At 74.4% G+C, this 20,225-nt stretch carries 19 protein-coding genes; 13 read left to right on the forward strand and 6 right to left on the reverse strand.

Features of this window, described 5'->3' with window-relative positions; genetic code table 11:
* Positions 1-100 precede the first annotated feature (100 nt).
* The 4 genes from FVA95_RS21195 (at position 101) to FVA95_RS21210 (ending at position 4,805) form a co-directional block, all read left to right on the forward strand.
* The gene (locus tag FVA95_RS21195; RefSeq protein ID WP_240051641.1) at positions 101-1,564 is read left to right on the forward strand and encodes a phosphatidylserine/phosphatidylglycerophosphate/cardiolipin synthase family protein; all 1,464 of its coding nucleotides are present in this window, start codon (positions 101-103) and stop codon (positions 1,562-1,564) included.
* A gap of 90 nt (positions 1,565-1,654) precedes the next feature.
* Positions 1,655-3,316 carry an AMP-binding protein gene (locus FVA95_RS21200; RefSeq protein WP_240051646.1) on the forward strand — a complete coding sequence of 554 codons (1,662 nt, stop codon included), beginning with the start codon at positions 1,655-1,657 and terminating at the stop codon, positions 3,314-3,316.
* A gap of 105 nt (positions 3,317-3,421) precedes the next feature.
* Positions 3,422-3,808: a cold-shock protein gene (locus FVA95_RS21205; protein ID WP_043281879.1), complete on the forward strand. Its 387-nt coding sequence runs from the start codon at positions 3,422-3,424 to the stop codon at positions 3,806-3,808.
* Positions 3,809-3,881: 73 nt separating this feature from the next.
* On the forward strand, positions 3,882-4,805 hold the full coding sequence (locus FVA95_RS21210; protein WP_240051642.1) for an MsnO8 family LLM class oxidoreductase: 924 nt from the start codon (positions 3,882-3,884) through the stop codon (positions 4,803-4,805).
* A gap of 62 nt (positions 4,806-4,867) precedes the next feature.
* Here the strand turns inward: FVA95_RS21210 and FVA95_RS21215 are convergent, their stop codons facing one another.
* The 3 genes from FVA95_RS21215 to FVA95_RS21225 all read right to left on the reverse strand — a co-directional run bounded on the left by FVA95_RS21215 (position 4,868) and on the right by FVA95_RS21225 (position 7,851).
* Positions 4,868-5,377, reverse strand: coding sequence for a DUF2771 family protein (locus FVA95_RS21215; RefSeq protein WP_161992381.1), 510 nt, complete (start codon positions 5,375-5,377; stop codon positions 4,868-4,870).
* Positions 5,378-5,420: 43 nt separating this feature from the next.
* Positions 5,421-6,950, reverse strand: coding sequence for an MFS transporter (locus FVA95_RS21220; protein WP_240051643.1), 1,530 nt, complete (start codon positions 6,948-6,950; stop codon positions 5,421-5,423).
* Positions 6,951-7,026: 76 nt separating this feature from the next.
* Entirely contained in the window at positions 7,027-7,851 is an 825-nt protein-coding gene (locus FVA95_RS21225; RefSeq protein WP_240051644.1) for a glutaminyl-peptide cyclotransferase, read from the reverse strand.
* Between the two features lie 39 nt (positions 7,852-7,890).
* Here FVA95_RS21225 and FVA95_RS21230 point away from each other — a divergent pair, with 39 nt between their 5' ends.
* From FVA95_RS21230 to FVA95_RS21245, 4 genes are all read left to right on the forward strand, one after another.
* Positions 7,891-8,724 carry a DUF3027 domain-containing protein gene (locus tag FVA95_RS21230; protein WP_368667346.1) on the forward strand — a complete coding sequence of 278 codons (834 nt, stop codon included), beginning with the start codon at positions 7,891-7,893 and terminating at the stop codon, positions 8,722-8,724.
* A gap of 200 nt (positions 8,725-8,924) precedes the next feature.
* Positions 8,925-11,534, forward strand: coding sequence for a sacsin N-terminal ATP-binding-like domain-containing protein (locus FVA95_RS21235; protein WP_370460877.1), 2,610 nt, complete (start codon positions 8,925-8,927; stop codon positions 11,532-11,534).
* On the forward strand, positions 11,531-12,805 hold the full coding sequence (gene mshA / locus FVA95_RS21240; protein ID WP_149665729.1) for a D-inositol-3-phosphate glycosyltransferase: 1,275 nt from the start codon (positions 11,531-11,533) through the stop codon (positions 12,803-12,805). The genes FVA95_RS21235 and mshA overlap by 4 nt, the downstream gene beginning before the upstream one ends.
* The gene (locus FVA95_RS21245; protein ID WP_149665730.1) at positions 12,802-13,284 is read left to right on the forward strand and encodes a YbjN domain-containing protein; all 483 of its coding nucleotides are present in this window, start codon (positions 12,802-12,804) and stop codon (positions 13,282-13,284) included. Before mshA ends, FVA95_RS21245 begins: the two co-directional genes overlap by 4 nt.
* 3 nt (positions 13,285-13,287) lie before the next feature.
* Here FVA95_RS21245 and FVA95_RS21250 read toward each other — a convergent pair whose 3' ends face one another.
* On the reverse strand, positions 13,288-13,866 hold the full coding sequence (locus FVA95_RS21250) for a helix-turn-helix domain-containing protein (protein WP_149665731.1): 579 nt from the start codon (positions 13,864-13,866) through the stop codon (positions 13,288-13,290).
* A 92-nt stretch (positions 13,867-13,958) separates the two neighbouring features.
* Between FVA95_RS21250 and FVA95_RS21255 the strand changes: the two genes are divergently transcribed.
* The 3 genes from FVA95_RS21255 to FVA95_RS21265 all read left to right on the forward strand — a co-directional run bounded on the left by FVA95_RS21255 (position 13,959) and on the right by FVA95_RS21265 (position 18,140).
* Positions 13,959-15,077, forward strand: coding sequence for an aryl-sulfate sulfotransferase (locus tag FVA95_RS21255; RefSeq protein ID WP_149665732.1), 1,119 nt, complete (start codon positions 13,959-13,961; stop codon positions 15,075-15,077).
* Positions 15,074-16,366 (forward strand): uracil-xanthine permease family protein, encoded by a 1,293-nt coding sequence (locus FVA95_RS21260; RefSeq protein ID WP_149665733.1) that lies wholly within the window; start codon positions 15,074-15,076, stop codon positions 16,364-16,366. Before FVA95_RS21255 ends, FVA95_RS21260 begins: the two co-directional genes overlap by 4 nt.
* Positions 16,367-16,562: 196 nt before the next feature.
* Positions 16,563-18,140 carry an AMP-binding protein gene (locus tag FVA95_RS21265; RefSeq protein WP_149665734.1) on the forward strand — a complete coding sequence of 526 codons (1,578 nt, stop codon included), beginning with the start codon at positions 16,563-16,565 and terminating at the stop codon, positions 18,138-18,140.
* A gap of 203 nt (positions 18,141-18,343) precedes the next feature.
* Here FVA95_RS21265 and FVA95_RS21270 read toward each other — a convergent pair whose 3' ends face one another.
* A complete protein-coding gene (locus tag FVA95_RS21270; RefSeq protein ID WP_161992383.1) occupies positions 18,344-18,685 on the reverse strand; it encodes a DUF4345 domain-containing protein in 342 nt (113 codons plus the stop codon).
* Positions 18,686-18,987: 302 nt separating this feature from the next.
* Here FVA95_RS21270 and FVA95_RS21275 point away from each other — a divergent pair, with 302 nt between their 5' ends.
* A complete protein-coding gene (locus FVA95_RS21275) occupies positions 18,988-19,266 on the forward strand; it encodes a helix-turn-helix transcriptional regulator (protein WP_149665736.1) in 279 nt (92 codons plus the stop codon).
* Complete coding sequence (locus FVA95_RS21280) at positions 19,266-19,655, forward strand: VOC family protein (protein ID WP_149665737.1); 390 nt, start codon at positions 19,266-19,268, stop codon at positions 19,653-19,655. The genes FVA95_RS21275 and FVA95_RS21280 overlap by 1 nt, the downstream gene beginning before the upstream one ends.
* A gap of 129 nt (positions 19,656-19,784) precedes the next feature.
* Here the strand turns inward: FVA95_RS21280 and FVA95_RS21285 are convergent, their stop codons facing one another.
* Complete coding sequence (locus tag FVA95_RS21285) at positions 19,785-20,222, reverse strand: SMI1/KNR4 family protein (RefSeq protein WP_149665738.1); 438 nt, start codon at positions 20,220-20,222, stop codon at positions 19,785-19,787.
* Positions 20,223-20,225 lie beyond the last annotated feature (3 nt).

A 20,225-nucleotide genomic window follows, 5' to 3' on the forward strand; every position in this document is an offset into this window, starting at 1 on the left:
TCTCGTTCTCAGCAGAGCCCATAGGGTCTGATGTCATCACTCACAGTGCCCATCCCGCCGGACGCTGAGGTCCGGCGTGTCGGGCCGGAACCACCGTTCGTTGCACAGGCCCGTCACCGGCCTGAACCTCGAACCCGACATGGACCTGCGCGGCCTGGCTCCGGACGAGGAGGGCTACGAAGCGCTCGCCGACCGCTTCGCGCGCCTCGTCGACGCCGGGGTCGACCTGCGCGTGCTGCTCACCGCGGCGGTGTTCTCCGGCTCGGTGCCCGGGGTGGCGATCGGGCCGTTCCGGGCGAACGCGTTCGCCGCGCTGGAGCTGCGCCGCCGCCCGCAGCTGGCCGGACGGGTGCTGCTCGACTGGTCGGGCTCCGGGATCGGCTGCCACCACCAGAAGGTGGTGCTCACCCACGTCGGCGGCGAGCTGACGGCGTTCGTCGGCGGGCTGGACCTGTCCGCCAACCGGTTCGACGCCGAGCCGCACGACCGGCTGTCGATCGGTGAGGAGCGCTGGGGCTGGCACGACGGTGCCGCCGCGCTGCGCGGGCCCGGTGCCGCCCGCGTGTGGGAGGTCTACCGCGGCCGGTGGACCGAGGCCGCCACGCTCCCGCCGCGCCGGTTCATGGTCGGCCCCACCGACTGGGAGCCGATGAACCCCGAGCCGTTCGTCGCCGACCTGCCGCCGTCGCCGCCCGCCCCGCCGTACCCCTCCCCTGGCACCGCGGTGCAGGTCCTGCGCTCGCTGCGGCCGTGGAAGATCGACCACTTCGGGATGCTCTACCGGCGGCACTGGACGGTGCTCCCGCGGCACGGCGTGCAGGAGGTCTTCCACACGCTGTCCGCGGCGATCCGCGGCGCCCGACGCTACGTCTACCTGGAGGACCAGTACTTCTTCGAGGTCCCGGGCGGGCGACGGGCGTTCCGGCTCTACGGGCTGCTGCGCGACGCCGCCGCCCGCGGGGTGAAGGTCGTGCTCGTCTGCTCGGGACGCAAGGACCCGGTCGACGCCGGGGTGAACAAGTTCCGCCGCCGCGTCACCGGCGACGTCCAGCGGGGCGTGATCGACCAGCTCGCCCCGGGCGACCGCGGCAACGTGATCATGCACCGGATCGAGGACCTCACCGTCCACACCAAGCTGGCGCTGGTGGACGACGTCTTCGCCTCCATCGGGTCGGCCAACTTCTTCTCCCGCTCGATGCGCGGCACCGACACCGAGCTGTCGACGGCGTTCGTCACCGCCGGCGACCAGGTGCGTGACCTTCGGGTACGGCTGTGGGCCGAGCACCTGCGCACCGAGCTGACCGACGAGCTCGCCCCCCGGCTGGCCGACCTGGACCTCGCCCTGGGCATGTGGCGGCCGGAGTGGCTGCCGCCGGACGCGCCGGCCGGGACCTGGCGGGTGCCCGGCTACCCCGCCGGGTTCGCCCCGGCCGAACGGGTGCTGGTGCCGGTCGGGCCCTGGCCCGAGCCCTCCCCGCGGCCGCTGCGCCGCGCGGCCCACGGGGCACGGCGCGGGGCGGCGAAGGTCGCCGAGTCCGGGAGGCGCCGCCTGTCCTCGTCGTGAAGCCACGTGATGCCGACGGGTGTTGGCAACCACGTCGTCCGGGGTGAGGATGTGACGACCAGCACTGAGCCACCCGAGGAGTACGACGTCGTGATCCCCGCCGGAACCCCCGCTGTCCCGTCCTACGCGTCCGGGATCTCGGACACCCCGCTGCTCGGCGACACCATCGGCGACGACCTCGACCGCACGGTCGCCCGGGTCCCGGACAACGACGCGCTCGTCGAGGTGCAGACCGGGCGCCGCTGGACCTACCGCGAGCTGCAGGCCGCCGTCGACGACCTGGCCACCGGGCTGCTCGCGACCGGGCTCACCGTGGGGGACCGGCTCGGGATCTGGTCGCCGAACACCGCGGAGTGGACGCTGACCCAGTTCGCGACGGCCAAGATCGGCGTCGTCCTGGTCAACATCAACCCGTCCTACCGGACCCACGAGCTGGAGTTCGTGCTCAAGCAAGCCGGGATCTCGACGCTGGTGTCGGCGTCGTCGTTCAAGACCTCCGACTACGAGAAGATGATCGCCGAGGTCCGGCCGGACTGCCCCGACCTGGAGCAGGTCGTGATCACCGGATCGCCCGAGTGGGACGCGCTGGCCGCGGGTGACGCCTCCCGCCGCGACGAGCTGGCGCAGGTCCAGGCGTCGCTGACGGCCGACGACCCGATCAACATCCAGTACACGTCCGGGACGACCGGGTTCCCGAAGGGCGCGACGCTGTCGCACCACAACATCCTCAACAACGGCTACTACGTCGGCCGGACCTGCGGCTACACCGAGGCCGACCGGGTCTGCATCCCCGTGCCCTTCTACCACTGCTTCGGCATGGTCATGGGCAACCTCGCCTGCACCACCAGCGGCGCGACGATGGTGATCCCGGCGCAGGGTTTCGACCCGAAGGCGACCCTGCACGCCGTGCAGCAGGAGCGCTGCACCTCGCTCTACGGGGTGCCGACGATGTTCATCGCCGAGCTCAACGACCCGGACTTCGGTTCCTACGACCTGTCCACCCTGCGCACCGGGATCATGGCCGGCTCGCCGTGCCCGGTCGAGGTGATGAAGCAGGTCGTCGACCGGATGGGCATGACCGAGGTGACCATCGCCTACGGCATGACCGAGACCAGCCCGGTGTCGACCCAGACCCGCGCCGACGACTCCCTCGAGCGGCGGGTGTCCACGGTCGGGCGGGTGCACCCGCACCTGGAGGTCAAGGTCGTCGACCCGGAGACGGGCCGGACGCTGCCGCGCGGCGAGCCCGGTGAGCTGTGCACCCGCGGCTACTCGGTGATGCTGGGCTACTGGGAGCAGCCGGAGAAGACCGCCGAGGTCATCGACCGTGCCCGCTGGATGCACACCGGCGACCTCGCCGTGATGGACGACGAGGGCTACCTCAACATCACCGGCCGGATCAAGGACATGGTCATCCGCGGCGGCGAGAACGTGTACCCGCGCGAGATCGAGGAGTTCCTCTACACCCACCCCGACGTCGTCGACGCCCAGGTCATCGGGGTCCCCGACGAGCGCTACGGCGAGGAGCTCTGCGCCTGGGTGGTGCTGCGCGACGGCGCGGCGGCCATGGCCGCCGACACGTTGCGCGAGTTCGCCACCGGGAAGCTGGCGCACTACAAGATCCCGCGCTACGTGCTCGTCGTCGACGAGTTCCCGATGACGGTCACCGGCAAGGTCCGCGAGGTCGAGATGCGCGAGAAGTCGGTGGGGCTGCTGGACCTGGAGGGTGCGGCGAACGTCCGAAACGCCTGACCCCGGACGGGTCCCCAGGCGTACCATCGGTGGTGGCGCGTCCGGGGAGCCCGGGCGCGTTTGTCGTGCACGCAGCAACACAGCAAGCAGGAATCGAGGACGACGGTGCCCACCGGCAGGGTGAAGTGGTACGACGCGGAGAAGGGCTTCGGGTTCCTCTCCCAGGACGGCGGTGAGGACGTCTACGTGCGCAAGGCGGCGCTGCCGTCCGGCGTGGAGGCGCTCAAGTCCGGCCAGCGGGTCGAGTTCGGGATGGCCGAGGGCCGCCGCGGTCCGCAGGCGCTGTCCGTGCGCATCGTCGAGAAGCAGGCGTCCGCGGTGGAGAACACCCGCCGCCCCGCCGAGGAGCTGCACGGCCTCATCGAGGACATGATGGGGCTGCTGGAGAACAAGATCCAGCCGGCGCTGCGGCACGGGCGCTACCCCGACCGCAAGACCTGCAAGCTGGCCGCCGAGGCCGTGCGGGCCGTGGCCCGCGACCTGGACGGCTGACCCACCCGCCCCGCCGGGCCGCGGCGGAATGGTCGCGGGGGCGGGCGGTGTTGGGGCGGGTGTGCGCCTGTCGATGTTGGACCGCTCGCGGACGCGGGCCGGGGAGCCCGACGCCGCCGCGGTCCGCGGGACGGTGGCGCGCGCGGTGCGCGCCGAGCAGCTCGGCTACCACCGGTTCTGGGTGGCCGAGCACCACGCCGTGCCCGGGATCGCGTCGGGCAGCCCGCCGGTGCTGATGGCGGCGGTGGGCGCGGCGACGTCGCGGATCCGGGTCGGCTCGGGCGGGATCATGCTGCCCAACCACCAGCCGCTCGTCGTCGCGGAGCAGGTCGCGTTGCTGGAGGCGCTGCACCCCGGGCGGATCGACCTCGGGATCGGACGCTCGCCCGGGTTCACCGAGCCGGTGCGCCGCGCCCTGCGTGCCGGGGCCGCGGACGACGCCGCGTTCCGCGCCGCCCTCGACGAGCTGCGCGCCTACCTCGACGGCAGCGGCCCGGTCACCGCCCGGCCGCGGCTGGAGCACGCCGTGCCGCTGTTCCTGCTCGCGACCGGGGCGGGCCTGGCCCTCGCCGGTGACCTGGGGCTGCCCGTCGTCGTCGGCGGCCCGGTGCTCGACGACCCGGCGACGCTGGCGGACTACCGCGAGCGGGCCGGGGACGCGGCGCACCTCGTGGTGTCCGTCGACGTGCTCGTCGGGGACCCGCAGCTGGCGCTGTCCGAGGCGTGGGCGCACGCTGCGGCCCGCACCACCGGCGAGTTCCCGCCGCTGGAACCGCCGGACCCGCGGCGGGTGACCACCCGGCGCCAGCGGGAGACCGTGGACCGGGCGCTGGCCCGCTCCGTCGTCGGCGACGAGGACACGGTCGCCGAGCGCCTCGACGACCTCGTGACCCGCACCGGCGCCGACGAGCTGCTGGTGTTCTCCTCGACCCACGACCGCGACGCGCAGGCCGACTCCGACGCCGCGTTGGCCCGGCTGCTCGGCGCGGCCCGCTGAGACCCGGATCGCCACGGCTCGAGACCCGGGGCGGTGCCGCTGGGACCGGGGTCCGCGCCCGCTCAGCCCTGCTCGCCGACCAGGACCCAGGTCGCGCGGACCGGGAACTGGATGTCGGTGCTCTCCGGGTCGATCGACGGCGGCGCCCCGAACACCTGCACCTGCGCGGTGACGAGCCGGTCGCCCGGCTCGGGCAGGGACAGCGTGAAGTCGGTGCGGGTGCCCGGCGCGGCGATCGCGCTGCGCTGCTGGACCGGGGTCGGGTCGGTGCCGCGGGTGAACGCGTAGGCGACCTGCCAGGGCGCGGAGGAGACCTCCTCGGGCACCGTGATGCGGACCTCCGTCCCGGGCGGGACCGGCGCGGTCACCCGGGCGTTCGGGGCGTCCTGGCAGTTCTGCAGGCTGGTGTCGCAGAACTGGGTGGGCGCGGCGACCAGCGCGGTGCCGCCGACGTCGAACGTGACCGTCGGGGCCGCGCCACCGCACCCGGCGAGGACGAGGGCGGCCGCGGCCAGGGGCCCGGCCAGCACACCGGCGGACCGGCGGGGGCGCGGTCGGGGGCGGGTGATCACGGCGACCAGCGTACGGACCGGGGCCCGGCGGGCGGTCCGGCCCTCAGCGGGCGACGGCGGCCGGGCGCGGACCCAGCCCCGGCACCAGCGAGGTGCCGCGGCGCACCAGGGCGGCCTGCAGCGCGAACACCGCCACCACCCCGGTCACGATCACGAACCCGGTGCGGAACGTGTCGTGCGGGGCGAGCACCCCGATCGCGCCGCCCAGCACCCAGGCCAGCTGCAGCACGGTCTCCGACCGCCCGAACGCCGACGCCCGCGCGTGCTCGGGCAGGTCGCGCTGGACCACCGCGTCGAGGCAGACCTTCGCCAGCGCGCTCGCCGTGGACGCGATCAGCGCCGCGACCACCGCCGTCGGCACCCCCGGCAGCAGCGCCGCCATCGCCGCGGCCAGCACCGCCGCCGCGGCCGCGGCCAGCACCACCGGCTCGACCCGGGAGAAGCGGCTGCGCGCGCCCACCGCGTTGCCGACGAACAGCCCGACGCCGGCGGCCGCACCGACCATCCCGATCACCACCAGCTGGCCGGTGGGATCGCTGTCGGGAGACCGTTCGGCCCCGGCCTTCACCACGAAGGCGACGAACAGCGTGAGGAACCCGGTCAGCACCCGCACCGTGCTCGTGCCCCACAGCGCGACGAGCACCGCCCGGGTGGCGGGGACGCGGGAGCGGCGCGAGCCCGGGCGGGCGGCGGGCACCGCAGCAGTCACCTCGCCCGCGGTCGACTCGACCCACCGGGGGATCCGCAGGCAGAGCACCGCGCCGGCGACGCCGAGCAGCGCCGTCCACCACAGCGGCCCGGCCCCGCCCGCGACCAGCGCAGCCCCGCCGGCGATGGCCCCGGCGACCCCGCCCGCGGCCATCCCGAACGTGGTGAGCCGGGAGTTCGTCGTCGCCAGGGTGATCGTCGAGGGCAGCACCCGCGGGGTCACGGCCGCCTTGAGCACCAGGAACGACTTGGACAGCACCATGATCCCCAGCGCGGCCGGGTAGAGCAGCCAGTCGTCGAGGTGGAACACCAGCACCACGGCGAGCACCGCGCGCCCGGCGCAGGACACCGCCATCGCGATCCGCCTGCCCCGCTGCAACCGGTCCAGCGCGGGACCGATCACCGGCGCCACCAGCGCGAACGGGGCGACGGTGATCGCCAGGTAGAGCGCGACGTTCGCGGTGGACTCCGCCGTCGCCGCCGCGAAGAACAGCGTGTTCGCCAGCGCGACTGCGACCGCCGCGTCGAGCGCGTAGGTCAGCATCGTGGCGTAGGTGAGCGCGGTCAGCCCGGACCGGTCGGCGCCGTCGGCGGTCGCGGCGCGTCGGAACAGCGCGACCGCGCGCCCGCCCAGCTCGCGGGTGCGGTGCACGGCGACCCGGGTGACCGTCGGCCTGCGGAGGACGGAGGCCGGGCCGGGGCGGGGCAGCTCGTCGGTGGCGGCACCGGCGGGGCGCCCGCGGCGCAGAGCCGGGTCCGAGGCGATCGGGGTCGTGGCCGGAGCCCTGACCGGGGTGGTGCGCGGGTCCGGGCCACGTCTCGACGCGGCCGCCCGGCGGCGGCTGCGGAACGGGTTCGGTGCCACCCGGGCATTGTGCAGGCGGGTACCGACGGTTCCGGCGATCCTGGCGGGTGGTGTCACCCGGCCGGCGCAGCGTGCGTCAGGCCGGGGGCACCGGGAGCCGCACCCGGAACGTCGTCGGCCACAGCTTGCCGGTGAGCAGGTACTCGTCGCCGTCGACGTGGGCGATGCCGTTGAGCACGTCGGCGCCGGCCCGCTGCCCGGCCGGCAGCAGCCCGGTCGCGTCGACGACGGCGTCGACGACCCCGGTCGCCGGGTCGATCCGCACGATGTCGTCGGTCTGCCAGACGTTGGCCCACACCCGGTCCTCGACGCACTCCAGCTCGTTGAGGCGGGTCACCGGGACGCCGTCCAGGGTGACGGCCACCGAGCCGGTCGCCGTCAGGTCGGCCGGATCGTGGAAGAACAGGCGGTCGCCGCCGTCCGAGCGCACCACCCGGTCGCCGAGCAGGCACAGCCCCCAGCCCTCGCCGTCGACGGGCACCTCGCGCAGCGGCCGCAGCGTCGCCCGGTCCCACTCGACCGCCACCCCGTCCTGCCAGGTCAGCTGCCAGATCCGATCCCCGACGACGGTGATGCCCTCCCCGAAGTAGGCCGGCGGCAGCGAGCTGGCCGCCCGCACCGCACCCGTCGCCGGGTCCAGCGCGCGCAGCTGCGAGCGCCCCACCCGGCCGGTCCCCTCGTAGAGCGTGCCGTCGCGCAGCTCCAGGCCCTGGGTGAACGCCTGCGGGTCGTGCGGGATCTCGGCCAGGACCTGCGGGCGGACCACCGGTACCGGGCCCGGGGCGGGTAGCCCGGGCGCCGGGGCGGCGGCGCCGCAGGCCACCAGGGCCAGCACGAGGGCCGGCAGGAGGGTGAGCAGGCCCGTCACGGACGGGCGGCGGAGCAGCGCGCGGGCGGGCACCCGCCCAGGATGCCCGGGCGCGGGTGGCACACTGGTGAGGTGAGCACTGGTGAGGTGGGTGTCGAGGTCGGCGACTGCGGTGACGAGCGGGCGGAGACGCCGCAGCCCAGGGTGACTCCCGCGCCGTCGCACCTGTTCGACGCGGTGGACGAGGCGCGGGCCGCGGCCGTCGAGGAGGCGGCCGACGAGCTGGGGGCCGACGCGGCCGTGGCCGCCGTCGGCGCGCACCTGGGCACGACCGTCGAGGACGACGGCTCGGTCACCCACTCCTTCGCCGCGCACCTGCCCGGCTACCGCGGCTGGCGCTGGGCGGTCACCGTCGCCGCCGCGGCCGACGACGGGCCGGTGACGGTCTCGGAGTCGGTGCTGCTGCCCGGCTCGACCGCGCTCGTCGCCCCCGACTGGGTGCCGTGGGACCAGCGCGTGCGTCCCGGCGACCTCAAGCCCGGCGACCTGCTGCCCACCCCGGCCGACGACCCGCGCCTGGTGCCGGGCTACGTCGACTCCGGGGACCCGGCCGTCGACGCGCTCGCCCGCGAGGTCGGGCTCGGCCGCGAACGGGTCCTGTCCTACGAGGGCCGCATCGCCGCCGCCGAACGCTGGCAGGACGGGGAGCGCGGCCCGGCCGCCGACCTCGCCCGGTCCGCGCCCGCGTCCTGCGGGACCTGCGGGTTCCTGGTGCCGCTCGCCGGGTCGCTGCACGGCGTGTTCGGGGTCTGCGCGAACGGCTCCTCCCCGGCCGACGCCCAGGTCGTCGCCGTCGAGTTCGGCTGTGGCGCGCACTCCTCGGTCACCGAGCCGTCCGGCTCCCCGGTCCACGTCTCGGAGCTGGTCTACGACGACGGCGTCGACCTCGAGCCGGTCGGGTCCTGAGCCCCACCGGCGTCGCGGGCGGCACCGACCCGTTCGGCACGGCGGCGCTGCGGGACGGGGTCCTGGCGGCCTGGTCGTCGTCGCCGACCCGGTTCCGGGAGGACGTCAACGCCGAGGACGACCTGCGCCGCGGTGGCTACGCCGACACCTGGGTCGCCGAGCTGCTCCAGAACGCCGCCGACGCCGCGCTCGCCGCGGACCTGCCCGGCCGGGTCCGGGCCGTCGTGGTGGACGGTGAGCTGCGCGTCGCCAACACCGGGGCCCCGCTCGACGCCGCCGGGGTCGCCGCGCTCGCCGCGCTGCGGGCCTCGGCCAAGCGGGACACCGCCGGCGCGACCGGCCGCTTCGGCGTCGGGTTCGCCGCGGTCCTCGCCGTCTGCACCGCGCCGCGCCTGGTGACCGCCGCGGGCGGCGTCGCGTTCTCCGCCGCCCGGACCGCGGTCGAGGTGGCCGCACTGGGCGGTGAGGCGGCCGCCGAGCTGGCCCGCGACGCCCGGGTGCCGGTGCTGCGGCTGGCCTGGCCCGCGCCGGAGGAGGAGCCGCCGCCGCCCGGGTTCGCCACCGAGGTCCGGCTGCGCCCGGTACCCGGCATCGACCCGCACGACCTGCTCGACGAGCTCGCCCGTACCGCCGGTGACCTGCTGCTGGCGCTCCCGGGGCTGGAGTCGGTGACCGCGGGCCCGGTGACCGTCGCCCGCACCGACCTCGGCGACGGCCGGGTGCGGGTCGGGGACACCGGGTACCTGCTGGTGACCGGGGACGCGGGCGTCCGCTGGGCGTTGCGGCGCCGCGGCGACCGGCCCGCCCCGTACGGACCCGACGACGGCGAGGTCCTGCACGCCCCCACCCGCAGCGCCGAGCAGCTGTCGCTGCCCGCCCGGCTGATCGCGCCGTTCCCGCTCGACCCGGACCGCCGCCGGATCCGTGCCGACGACCCGGCCGTCGACGTGCTGGTGGACGCCGCGGCGGCCGCCTACGCCGACCTCGTCCGGCGGGTCGACCCCGCCGACCGCGTCGGGCTGGTGCCGGAGCCGGGCTTCCCGCGCTCGCCGCTCGACGGCCGTCTGCGCGAGGCGGTCACCGCGGCCCTGACCCGCACCCCGTGGCTCCCCGCCGCCACGGGTGACGCGGACGTGCTCGCACCGGAGCGGGCCGAGTGGCTCGACGTACCCGCCGACGGGCTGCCCGAGCTGCTCGCCGCGTGCGACCCGGCGTTCTCCCGGCTCGTCGCGTCCGGGGTCGTCCCGCCCGCCGCGCTCGGCGTGGACCGGGTCGGCGCGGCCGCGCTGGCCGAGCGGCTGACCGGCGTCGAGGCGGCTCCTGGCTGGTGGCGGGAGCTGTACGCGGCCCTCGCCCCGGCCGTCGACACCGTCCCGGGGCTGGCGGCCGAGCTGGGCGCGCTGCCCGTCCCGCTCGTCGACGGTCGTCGTCTGGTGCCCGGGCCCGCCTCGGTGCTGCTCCCCGACGGCGACGCCCCGGCCGCCGCCACGGCGATCCCCGAGCTGCGGATCGCCCACCCCGACGCCGCCCACCCGCTGTTGCGCCGTCTCGGTGCCGCCGACGCCGACCGCGACACCCTGCTCGACGCCCCCGCCCTGCACGCGGCCGTCGAGCGCTCCGTCGACGACGCCGGGGCCGGCCTGGACACCACCGCGGCGGCCCGCGCCGTCCTGGCCCTGCTCGACGCCCCCGCCGCCGCGCCGGACCCGCGGTTCGGGTCCCTCGCGCTCACCGACGACGACGGCCGCCCCGCCCGCGCCGACGAGCTCGTCCTGCCCGACGCCGCCGTCCGGGACCTGCTCGACCCGGACGCCCCGGTCGGCGTGCTGGGGCCGGAGTGGGCCGACGTGTCCCGCGACGGCCTGGTCGCCGCGGGCGTGCTGGACCGGTTCACGGTCGTCCCGTTCGACCCCGACGTGCTGCACGACGCCGAGCAGTACCCCGACGACGGTGACACCCCGCCCGCCGTGCGCGACCTCGACCTCGTCGCCGACGACCGCTGGCCCGCGGCGCTGGCCCTGCTCGCCGCCGACCGCGACACCCGGGCGGCGCTGCTCACCGGCTACACCGCCTGGTGGCTGTCACGCCACGTACGCCTCGACGGCCGGCTGCCCAGCACGTGGCGGCTGCGCTCGGCGACCGGCCTGGCCGGGCTCTACGACGAGATCGCGGCCCTGCCCGGCGTCGACGACGCGGTACTGGCCGCGGTCGGGGTCCGGGACCGGGTCGTCGTCGACGGGCCGGACGAGGTCGTCGAACTGCTCGACCGGCTCGCCGACCCGGCCCGCACGGTGAGCGGGGAGGTCGCCGCGGCCGCCTACGCCGCGCTCGCCGCGGCCGTCGCCGACGGGCGGGTGGACCTCGACGACGTCGACCCGCCGGACCGGGTCCGCACGGTGACCGGGCAGGTCGCGCCGACCGACCGCGCCGTCGTCCTCGACGCGCCGTGGGTGCTGCCCGCGCTGGACGCGGTGCCCGCGGTCCCCGGCGGGCCCGATCCGGCCGCGCTCGCGGAGCTGCTCGACGTGCCGCTGGCCTCGGACCGGGTCGCCGGGACGGCCCGCGGCACCGGCACCCCCGGCCCGTGGACGGCCGACCCCGAGGTCGCCGCGGCGCTGGCCGCGCTGGGGGAGCCCGCGCCCCCGGGGCGCCTGCACCGGCACGACCGGCTGGTCGTCGACCTCGACGACGGCGGGACGGTGACCGTCCCGGCGTGGCCCGGCCGCGGCGACGACTGGCACGCCGCCGACCCGCTGCGGGCGCTGGTGGCTGCGCTGGCGCTCCGGCGCCGTGTCAGGATGCTCGGGTGAGTGAACGACTGCCCCGACGTGTCGCGGTGCTGTCGGTGCACACCTCCCCGACCGAGCAGCCCGGCACCGGCGACGCCGGCGGGATGAACGTCTACGTCGCACAGACGGCGATCCGGATGGCCCGCCGTGGCGTCGAGGCGGAGATCTTCACCCGCGCCACGTCGTCGGAGCAGCCGCCGACGGTCGAGCTGGAGCCGGGTGCGACGGTCCGGTTCGTCGCCGCGGGCCCCTTCGAGGGACTCGGCAAGGACGACCTGCCGAGCCAGCTGTGCGCGTTCACCGCCGGGGTGCTGCGGGCCGAGGCCCGGCACGACCCGGGCTGGTACGACGTCGTGCACTCCCACTACTGGCTGTCCGGCCAGGTCGGATGGCTGGCCCGGGACCGCTGGGGGGTGCCGCTGGTGCACTCCGCGCACACCCTGGCCAAGGTCAAGAACGCCGCGCTCGCCGCCGGGGACACCCCCGAGCCGCGGGTCCGGGTGATCGGCGAGGACCAGGTCGTCGCGGAGGCGGACCGGCTGGTGGCGAACACCGAGATCGAGTCCAAGCAGCTGCTCGACCTCTACGACGCCGACCCGCACCGCACCGTCACCATCCCGCCGGGGGTGGACACCGACCGCTTCCGGCCCGGCGACCGGGCCGCGGCCCGCGCCGAGCTGGGACTCCCGGCCGGGGCCGTGGTGCTGGCGTTCGTCGGGCGCATCCAGCGCCTGAAGGCCCCCGACGTGCTGCTGCGCGCCGCCGCCGAGCTGGTCGCGCGGGTACCGGGGCTGCGTGAACGCCTCGTCGTGCTCGTCGCGGGCGGGCCGTCGGGGTCGGGGCTGGCCGAGCCGACCTCGCTGCACGAGCTGGCCGCCGAGCTGGGGATCACCGACCTGGTCCGCTTCCTGCCGCCGCGGGCCGGCGGCGAGCTGGTGACGGTCTACCGGGCGGCCGACGTCGTCGCCGTCCCGAGCCACAACGAGTCGTTCGGGCTGGTCGCGCTGGAGGCCCAGGCCTGCGGGACGCCGGTGGTGGCGACCCGGGTGGGAGGGCTGCCGGTCGCCGTCGCCGAGGGCCGGTCCGGGCTGCTCGTCACCGGGCACGACATCTCCGACTGGGCCGATGCGCTGGGCGAGCTCGCGCTCGACCCGGGCCGTCGCGAGCAGATGGGGCGGACCGCGGCGACGCACGCGCACCGCTTCTCCTGGGACCGGACGACCGACGCCCTGCTGGGCGCCTACGACGAGGCCCGCACCGAGTTCGCGGCGCGGCGACGGGGGGACGCATGAGCGAGCTGGAACAGCGGATCGGGGCCGCGCTCGCCGACTCCGGGGCCGAGCACGTCCACCGTGGACCCGGGCAGTGGCTGGTCACCCTCCCCGGCGAGGCCCGGCTCCAGACCCAGACCTGGCTGATCCTGCGCGAACAGACCCTCGCGGTGCAGGCGTTCGTGTGCCGCAGGCCCGACGAGAACCACGAGGGCGTCTACCGGTTCATGCTGCTGCGCAACGCCAAGCTCTACGGCGTGCACTACTGCCTGGACCGGGTCGGGGACATCCACCTCGTCGGGCGGCTGGCGCGGCACGCCGTCACCGCGGACGAGCTCGACCGCGTCCTCGGATCGGTGCTGGAGGCCGCCGACGGCGACTTCAACACCTTCCTGGAGCTGGGCTTCGCCTCCTCCATCCGCCGCGAGTACGCCTGGCGCAGCGAGCACGGCGAGTCCACGGCGAACCTCAAGGCGTTCGAGCACCTGTTCGACGACTGACCCTCACGGTCGGTCCGGGGCCGGCGGCGGGCCGGCCGGCAGCGACACCCTGGCCCGATCGTTGATGCCCACGAGCAGCACGGTGGTGTCGTCGGTCAGGGCGGTCCAGCGGTGATCCACACCGGCGGAGCAGTACAACGCGGCGCCCGCGGCGAGTTCGAACTCCTCGTCACCGGCCCAGACCCGCGCGGTCCCGCGCACGACGTAGAGCAGCTCGTCGTGCGGGTGGCGGAAGGAGTCCCCGGCGCGGTCGGTGCTGCCGGTGAACTCCAGCGCGTGCAGGTGCCGGTCCCCGCGGACGAGGGTGCGGACCCGGCCCGCCCCGTCGGCGATGGCGTTGTCCTCCGGTGCGACGACGTCGACCCGGCCCGCCTCCTCCGCGGCCGAGAGCAGCGCGACGGCGGTGGTGTCCAGGGCGGCGGCCAGTGCCTGCAGCGACCGCATGCTGGGCGCGGCCCTGCCGTTCTCCACCTGGGACAGGAAGGGGACGGACAGGCCGCTGGCCGCGGCCACGTCGGCGAGGGTGGCGCGCCGCTCCCGGCGCAGCGCGCGGACGACGACGCCCACCTGAGGCCCTGACATGTCACACACCTTTCACACACGGGCCTGGTCTCCCGGCCCGGACTGGATCAAACTTTTGACATCAAAAGTTTGATCCCCCGATGGAGGTTCTCATGGACCAGTGGACGCTGGCACGGCGGCGCACCGGACTGATCGGGCACGATCCGGAGCACGCGTTCCCCGGGTACACCCTGTACACGCCACTGGCGGGAGGTGGCGCGGAGACCGGCCTGGTGCGGCTGGTGGACATGGCGGGCACCGTCGTTCACGAGTGGCGGCCACCGTGGCGGGCGGGCAGACACGCGCGGATCCTCCCGAACGGGAACCTGGCGTACAACGGTGTGCATCCCGACGGCCCGGAGCTCTTCCCGTTCTGGGAGAAGTACCGCGGCGGGGTCATGGCCGAGCTCGCCCCCGACGGCACCGTCGTGCGCGAGCACCGCGACCCGCTCGCCCACCACGACGCGCACCACCTCGGCGACGGCCGCGTGCTCTACACGGTGCTGGAGGAGCTCGGGCCGGCCGCCTCGGCGGCGGTCCGCGGGGGCGTCCCCGGCACCGAGCACGCGGGCGCGGTGTACGCCGACGTGATCACCGAGGTCGACGCCGACGGGACCGAGACGTGGCGCTGGCACGCCGCCGAGCACCTCGACCCCGACGAGTACCCGCTCGGGGCGCACTACCCGCGCGAGCACTGGCCCCTGATCAACAGCGTCGTGCCGATTGCCGACGGCACCGTGCTCGCCAGCCTGCGGTCGGTCTCCGCGGTGATCGTGATCGACCGCGCCAGCGGGAAGGTCCTGCGCCGGTCGGCGCCCGGAACGGTGTCCCAGCAGCACCACGCCCAGGAGCTCCCGGGCGGCAACGTCCTGGTCTTCGACAACGGCGTGTTCCGGCCGGGGGAGAGCGTCCCCTTCAGCAGGGTGGTCGAGCTGGACCCCGAGCTGCACGAGGTCGTGTGGAGCTGGCGGGACCCGCAGCCCGAGGCGTTCTTCACCCCGTTCATGGGGGCCGTCCAGCGGCTGCCGGGCGGCACCACCCTGATCACCGAGTCCGGTTTCGGCAGGCTGTTCGAGGTGACCAGGGAGGGCCGGGTCTGCTGGGAGTACGTGCTGCCCGAGATCGGCACCTACGCCGACGAACGGGTCCGGCGGAACTTCCCCGGGCCGTCGAACGCGTTGTTCCGGGCCTACCGGTACGCCCCCGACGAGCTGCCCTGGCTGGACCGGTGAGTGCTCCGACGGTCGACCCGACCGGGCAGCGGGTGCCGCTGCGGGTGCTGGCGCCGCTGTCCGTGCAGCACCTGCTGGTGATGGTGGCCGGGCCGGTCTCGTCGGCCTTCCTCCTGTCCGCGGCGCTGGAGCTCGACGCCGCCGCCGGGGCCCGCCTGCTCGCCGCGCTGCTGCTGGTGTCGGGGATCGGCACGGCCCTGCAGTCCATCGGTCCGTTCGGGATCGGGGCCCGGCTGCCTTTCGTGATGCTGCCCGGTGGTGCGGCGGTGGCCCTGTTCGCGCAGATCGCACGGGAAGCGGGACCGGCCGCGGCGAGTGGTGCGGTCGTGGTCACCGGGCTGGCCGTCGTCGTGCTGGCGCCGGTGTTCACCCGGCTCATGCGGTTCTTCCCGCCGGTGGTGCTGGGGACGATGATCGTCGTCGTCGGCGTCAACCTGGTGAAGATCAACGCTGGGCTCGTGTCGGACACCCCGGCGGGGCCGTCGCCCTGGGCGCTCGCGCTGGTCGCGGTCACGGTGGGCACGATCGTCGTCGCCCATCGGGTCCTGCCCGGTGGCCTGAGCCGGCTCGCGGTCCTGCTCGGCATCGTCGCCGGGGCCGTGGTGGCCGCTGTCGCGGGGCGGATCACCCCGCCGGCGCCCGGCCCGCTGCTGGCGCTGCCCGAGCCGTTCCCGTTCGGCGCGCCGGAGCTCCTGCTGCCCGCAATGGTGCCGCTGCTGTTGTTCTCGATCGGCGCGATGGCCGAGGCGGCCGGGCAGACGGTGCTCACCGCCGAGGCGGTGGACCGGCCGGTGGGCCAGCACGACGTCACCCGGACCGTGCGGGGCGACGGGGTCACCTCGGTGCTCGCCGGGCTCCTCGGGGGACCGCTGATGGTCACCAGCGGCGAGAACATCGGCATCGTCCGGCTGTCGCGGGTGCGCAGCCGGTACGTCACCGTCGGCACGGCCGTGCTGCTCGTGGTGCTGTCGGTGTGTGCGCCGGTCGCTCGCTGGGTCGCGGCCGTGCCGAGTGCGGTGGTCGGCGCCGCGGGGGTGGTGGTCTTCGCGATGGTCGCCGCGCTCGGCGTCGGCATGGTCGCCCGGACCGGGCTCGGCGACGACCGGGCGCTGATGACGGCGACGCTCGCCCTGGCGGCCGGGCTGCTGCCGGTCCTGATGCCGACGGTCTACCAGGCGCTCCCGGTCACGCTGCGGCTCGTCCTGGGCAGCGGCGTGACGATGGCCGCGCTGGTCGGGGCCCTGGCCCACCAACTGCTGCGTCGCACGGAGCCACGGACGGAGGGGTGAGCGGCGGGGTCACCCGGCCCGACGGGGCCCCGCACGGCACCTCGCCACCGGCCTTCCGGTACGGCAGCGGTCCCGGTCCGTTCCGCGGAGCCGGACCGCCCCGGCCGGTCCCGCGGTGCCGTCCTGGCATGGCCGCCCCACATGGGCGATGATCGGCGTCGCCTCTGTTCCGTAGGACCTCGCGAAGGAGCGACCCTTGTCGTTGCGCAGCCCGTACCCGGACGTCGAGATCCCCGACGTCTCGCTCACCGAGTTCTTGTTCGCCGACGGCTTCGGCGACCGGGCGGATGCGCCGGCGATCGTCGACGGCACCACCGGCGACCAGCTGACCTACACCGAGTTCCACGGTCTGGTCGAGAAGATCGCCGGTGGGCTCGCGGCCCGCGGCATCGGGAAGGGCGACGTCGTCGCGCTGTTCGCGCCCAACCTGCCGCAGTGGGCGGCACTGTTCCACGGCATCCTGCGCGCCAACGGGATCGTGACCAGCGCGAACTCGATGTACACCGGCGGCGAGCTGGCTCACCAGCTCAAGGACTCGGGCGCGAAGATGGTCATCACCGTCTCGCCGTTCCTCGACCGCGCCGTGGTCGGGGCGAAGGAGGCCGGGCTGTCCTCCGACGTCGTCCTCACCATCGACGCCACCGAGGGCCACGACTCGCTGCGCGACCTCGTGAGCTCCGGCGCCCCGGCGCCCGAGCTGACGACCTCCGCGACCGACACCGCGGTGCTGCCCTACTCGTCGGGCACCACCGGCCTGGCCAAGGGCGTGGTGCTGACCCACCGCAACCTGGTGGCGAACCTGCTCCAGATCCAGGCCATGGGCGACGTGACCAGCGAGACCAAGATCATGGCGTTCCTGCCGTTCTTCCACATCTACGGCATGACCGTGATGATGAACCAGGGTCTGCACGCGCGCGCCACCGTCGTCACCATGCCGAAGTTCGACCTCGAGCAGTTCCTGACCATCACCCAGGACATGCAGGTCGACCGGCTCTACATCGCCCCGCCGGTCGCAGTCGCGCTGGCCAAGCACCCGATCGTCGAGAAGTTCGACCTGTCCTGTGTGAAGACGATCTTCTCCGGTGCCGCCCCGCTGGACGGCGAGCTCGGCCGCGCCGTCGCCAAACGGCTGAACTGCACCGTGCTGCAGGGCTACGGCATGACCGAGCTGTCCCCGGTCAGCCACTGCATGCCCGACGACCGCGGCGACCTCGACCTGAACTCGTCCGGTTTCGCGCTGCCGAACATCGAGTGCAAGCTGGTCGACCCGGAGTCCGGGAAGGAGGTCGGTGTCGGCGAGCGCGGCGAGCTGTGGGTGAAGGGCCCGAACGTGATGGTCGGGTACCTCAACAACGACTCCGCGACCGACGCCACCAAGGACGCCGACGGCTACCTGCACACCGGCGACATCGCCGTCGTCGACGAGGAGGGCGTCTACTCGATCGTCGACCGGGTCAAGGAACTCATCAAGTACAAGGGCTACCAGGTGCCGCCCGCCGAGCTGGAGGCGCTGCTGCTGACCCACGACAAGATCGCCGACACCGCGGTCATCGGGGTCAAGGACGCCGACGGCGAGGAGGTCCCGAAGGCGTTCGTGGTGAAGCAGTCCTCGGGTGGGGACCTGACCGAGGACGAGGTCATGGCCTTCGTCGCGGAGAGGGTCGCGCCGCACAAGAAGGTGCGGGTGGTCGAGTTCATCGACCAGATCCCGAAGTCGGCCGCGGGGAAGATCCTGCGCAAGGACCTGCGGGCCCGGGAGACAGAGCAGGCCTGACCCTTCTGAACGGCCGGGACGGCGTTGTCACCTGCGGGGACGCGGGGACGGCGCCGTCCCGTCGTCTGTGGGGGTGCGTACCGGGCGGTCCGGAGATGTCCGTGACCACGACCGCGGTGGCCGGTAGCCGGTTCGAGGGTCGTCTCGGATGATCGCCGGACCCGGCCCCGGCTCGGAACGACGTGCCGGGGTGCTGCGGGCGGCTACCGATCGGCCGAACGGCTGCCGCGCGCAGCCACCTCCACGACGAACGGTGCGGCGACCTCCACGGCGAGCAGCACGTCGTGGAACGGGTGCGGACGGCCCAGCGTCGCTCGGGTGGCCAGCCGGCCGAGGCCGCCCAGGAACATGAGTCCGGCCAGAAGCCGCATGCGGCGGAGGTCCGGACGGTCTGCGGCCGCAGCGTCGAGCCAGGCGATTCCGTAGCCCGCGAGGACGGGCCCATGAAGCGGGCGTGCGAGTCGACGGTGGGATCGGTGGCCATGCCCGGGTCCGCGCGGGATCCTCCGATCAGCTGGAGTCCTCCGATGGCGATTCAGGCCCACCCAGTCAATCGTCCTACTGTTCGTGGATTCGGCATGAGCGCATTCTGACGTGCGGTCACGGGACTCGGGGTATTCGTCGCAAGCCGGGGTGGATGCTCCGTCGCTTCCTCGGCAGCAGGCTGCGTCGTGCTGGAGGGCTCCAGGTGACGACGAGCCTGTGCCCGTCGTGGTGGTCCCGCGGCTGCACCGTGCAGGCCCTGCTCTCGGTCGGAGTCGGCCCGGCGCCGCCGTGGGTGGAGTCGCAGGGCATGGGCCACGTCTGCTCTAGACAGGCAAGTAGCTACTTGCCTATAGTTCCGGACGTGGGTGACATCTACCGGGCTCTCGCCGATCCCACTCGGCGCGCGCTGCTCGATGCACTCGCGGCGACCGATGGACAGACGTTGTTCGCGCTCTGTGGCGCGCTACTCGAACGGGGCTTCTCTCCGACCCGGCAGGCAGTGTCCCAGCATCTCGCAGTTCTGGAGGACGCCGGACTGGTCACCGTCCGACGGCAGGGCCGCTACAAGTTCCACGACATCGATACCCGCCCGCTGCGTGAGATAGCGCAGCGTTGGCCAGAGCCTCCAGGAGCGACGTGATGGCGAAGGTGTCCTACTGCAATGTCTATGTCGACGACCAAGACCAGGCGAAGCGGTTCTACTGCGATGTGCTGGGATTCGAGATCAAGCACGACATCCCGATCGGGGAACATCGCTGGCTCACCGTCACCGCCCCCGGAGACCCGGAGGGACCGCAGCTGCTGCTCGAGCCCGACGTGCACCCCGCCGTGAAGACCTACAAGACGGCGCTGGTCGAGGACGGCATCCCGCTGGCGGCCTTCGAGGTCGACGACGTGCAGGCCGAGGTGGACCGGCTCGTCTCCGAGCACGCCACGACCGTCGTCCAACGACCTACCCCCGCCGGTGAGGTGACGATCGCGGTCGTGGACGACACCTGCGGGAACTTGATCCAGCTGTTCTCCTACTGACGGCCGTGATCCGACCGTCGAGAAGTACCTGAGTGCTGTCGAGGGCTGCCCGGACAGCGCTCATGTACTGATCGACGTCGTCCGGGCGGGTCGGGGCAGCGGGTGACCACTTTCTCCGAGGGCGGTGGGTCAGTGGCGGTACCAGTCGTCACCGTCGCCGCCCGCCCGACGGATGAGGTAGTCCCGCAGCGATCCGGCGACCCGGTGGCGCGAGTCGGTCTCGTGGTCCCACACGACCACCTCCGGGCGGTTCGGCAGTGCCAGGAACCCGAACAGGTCGCCCCCGCCGTTGTCGGCGAAGAAGATCAGCTGGTCGAAGGGCCGGTAGAGCTCGGCGAGGCCGGGGTCGCGGCGCAGGGCCAGGTTGTCGTCCACGATCCGACGAGCCGGATGGACCAGGGCGGCGCCGTGGCTGCCGTGCAGTCCGTCGGTCTCGAGGAGCAGCGCCCGCAGGTCCGGGGGCACCTCGTGGCCCAGCTCGGTGCCGATGGCATCGACGTCGTCCGGGGAGGCCGGCCGGGCAGGCTCGACGACGTCGAACAGCCGCTGCGCCAGCTCGATCCACACCCG

It is taken from the genome of Pseudonocardia sp. EV170527-09 (assembly GCF_008369905.1).
Lineage (GTDB): Bacteria > Actinomycetota > Actinomycetes > Mycobacteriales > Pseudonocardiaceae > Pseudonocardia.

Bases quoted from the DNA above. Each gene is read 5' to 3' on its own strand.
- FVA95_RS21210 (WP_240051642.1), top strand. From the start codon at position 3,882: ATGTTGGACCGCTCGCGGACGCGGGCCGGGGAGCCCGACGCCGCCGCG.
- FVA95_RS21245 (WP_149665730.1), top strand. From the start codon at position 12,802: ATGAGCGAGCTGGAACAGCGGATCGGGGCCGCGCTCGCCGACTCCGGG.
- FVA95_RS21250 (WP_149665731.1), bottom strand. From the start codon at position 13,866: ATGTCAGGGCCTCAGGTGGGCGTCGTCGTCCGCGCGCTGCGCCGGGAG.
- FVA95_RS21255 (WP_149665732.1), top strand. From the start codon at position 13,959: ATGGACCAGTGGACGCTGGCACGGCGGCGCACCGGACTGATCGGGCAC.
- FVA95_RS21280 (WP_149665737.1), top strand. From the start codon at position 19,266: ATGGCGAAGGTGTCCTACTGCAATGTCTATGTCGACGACCAAGACCAG.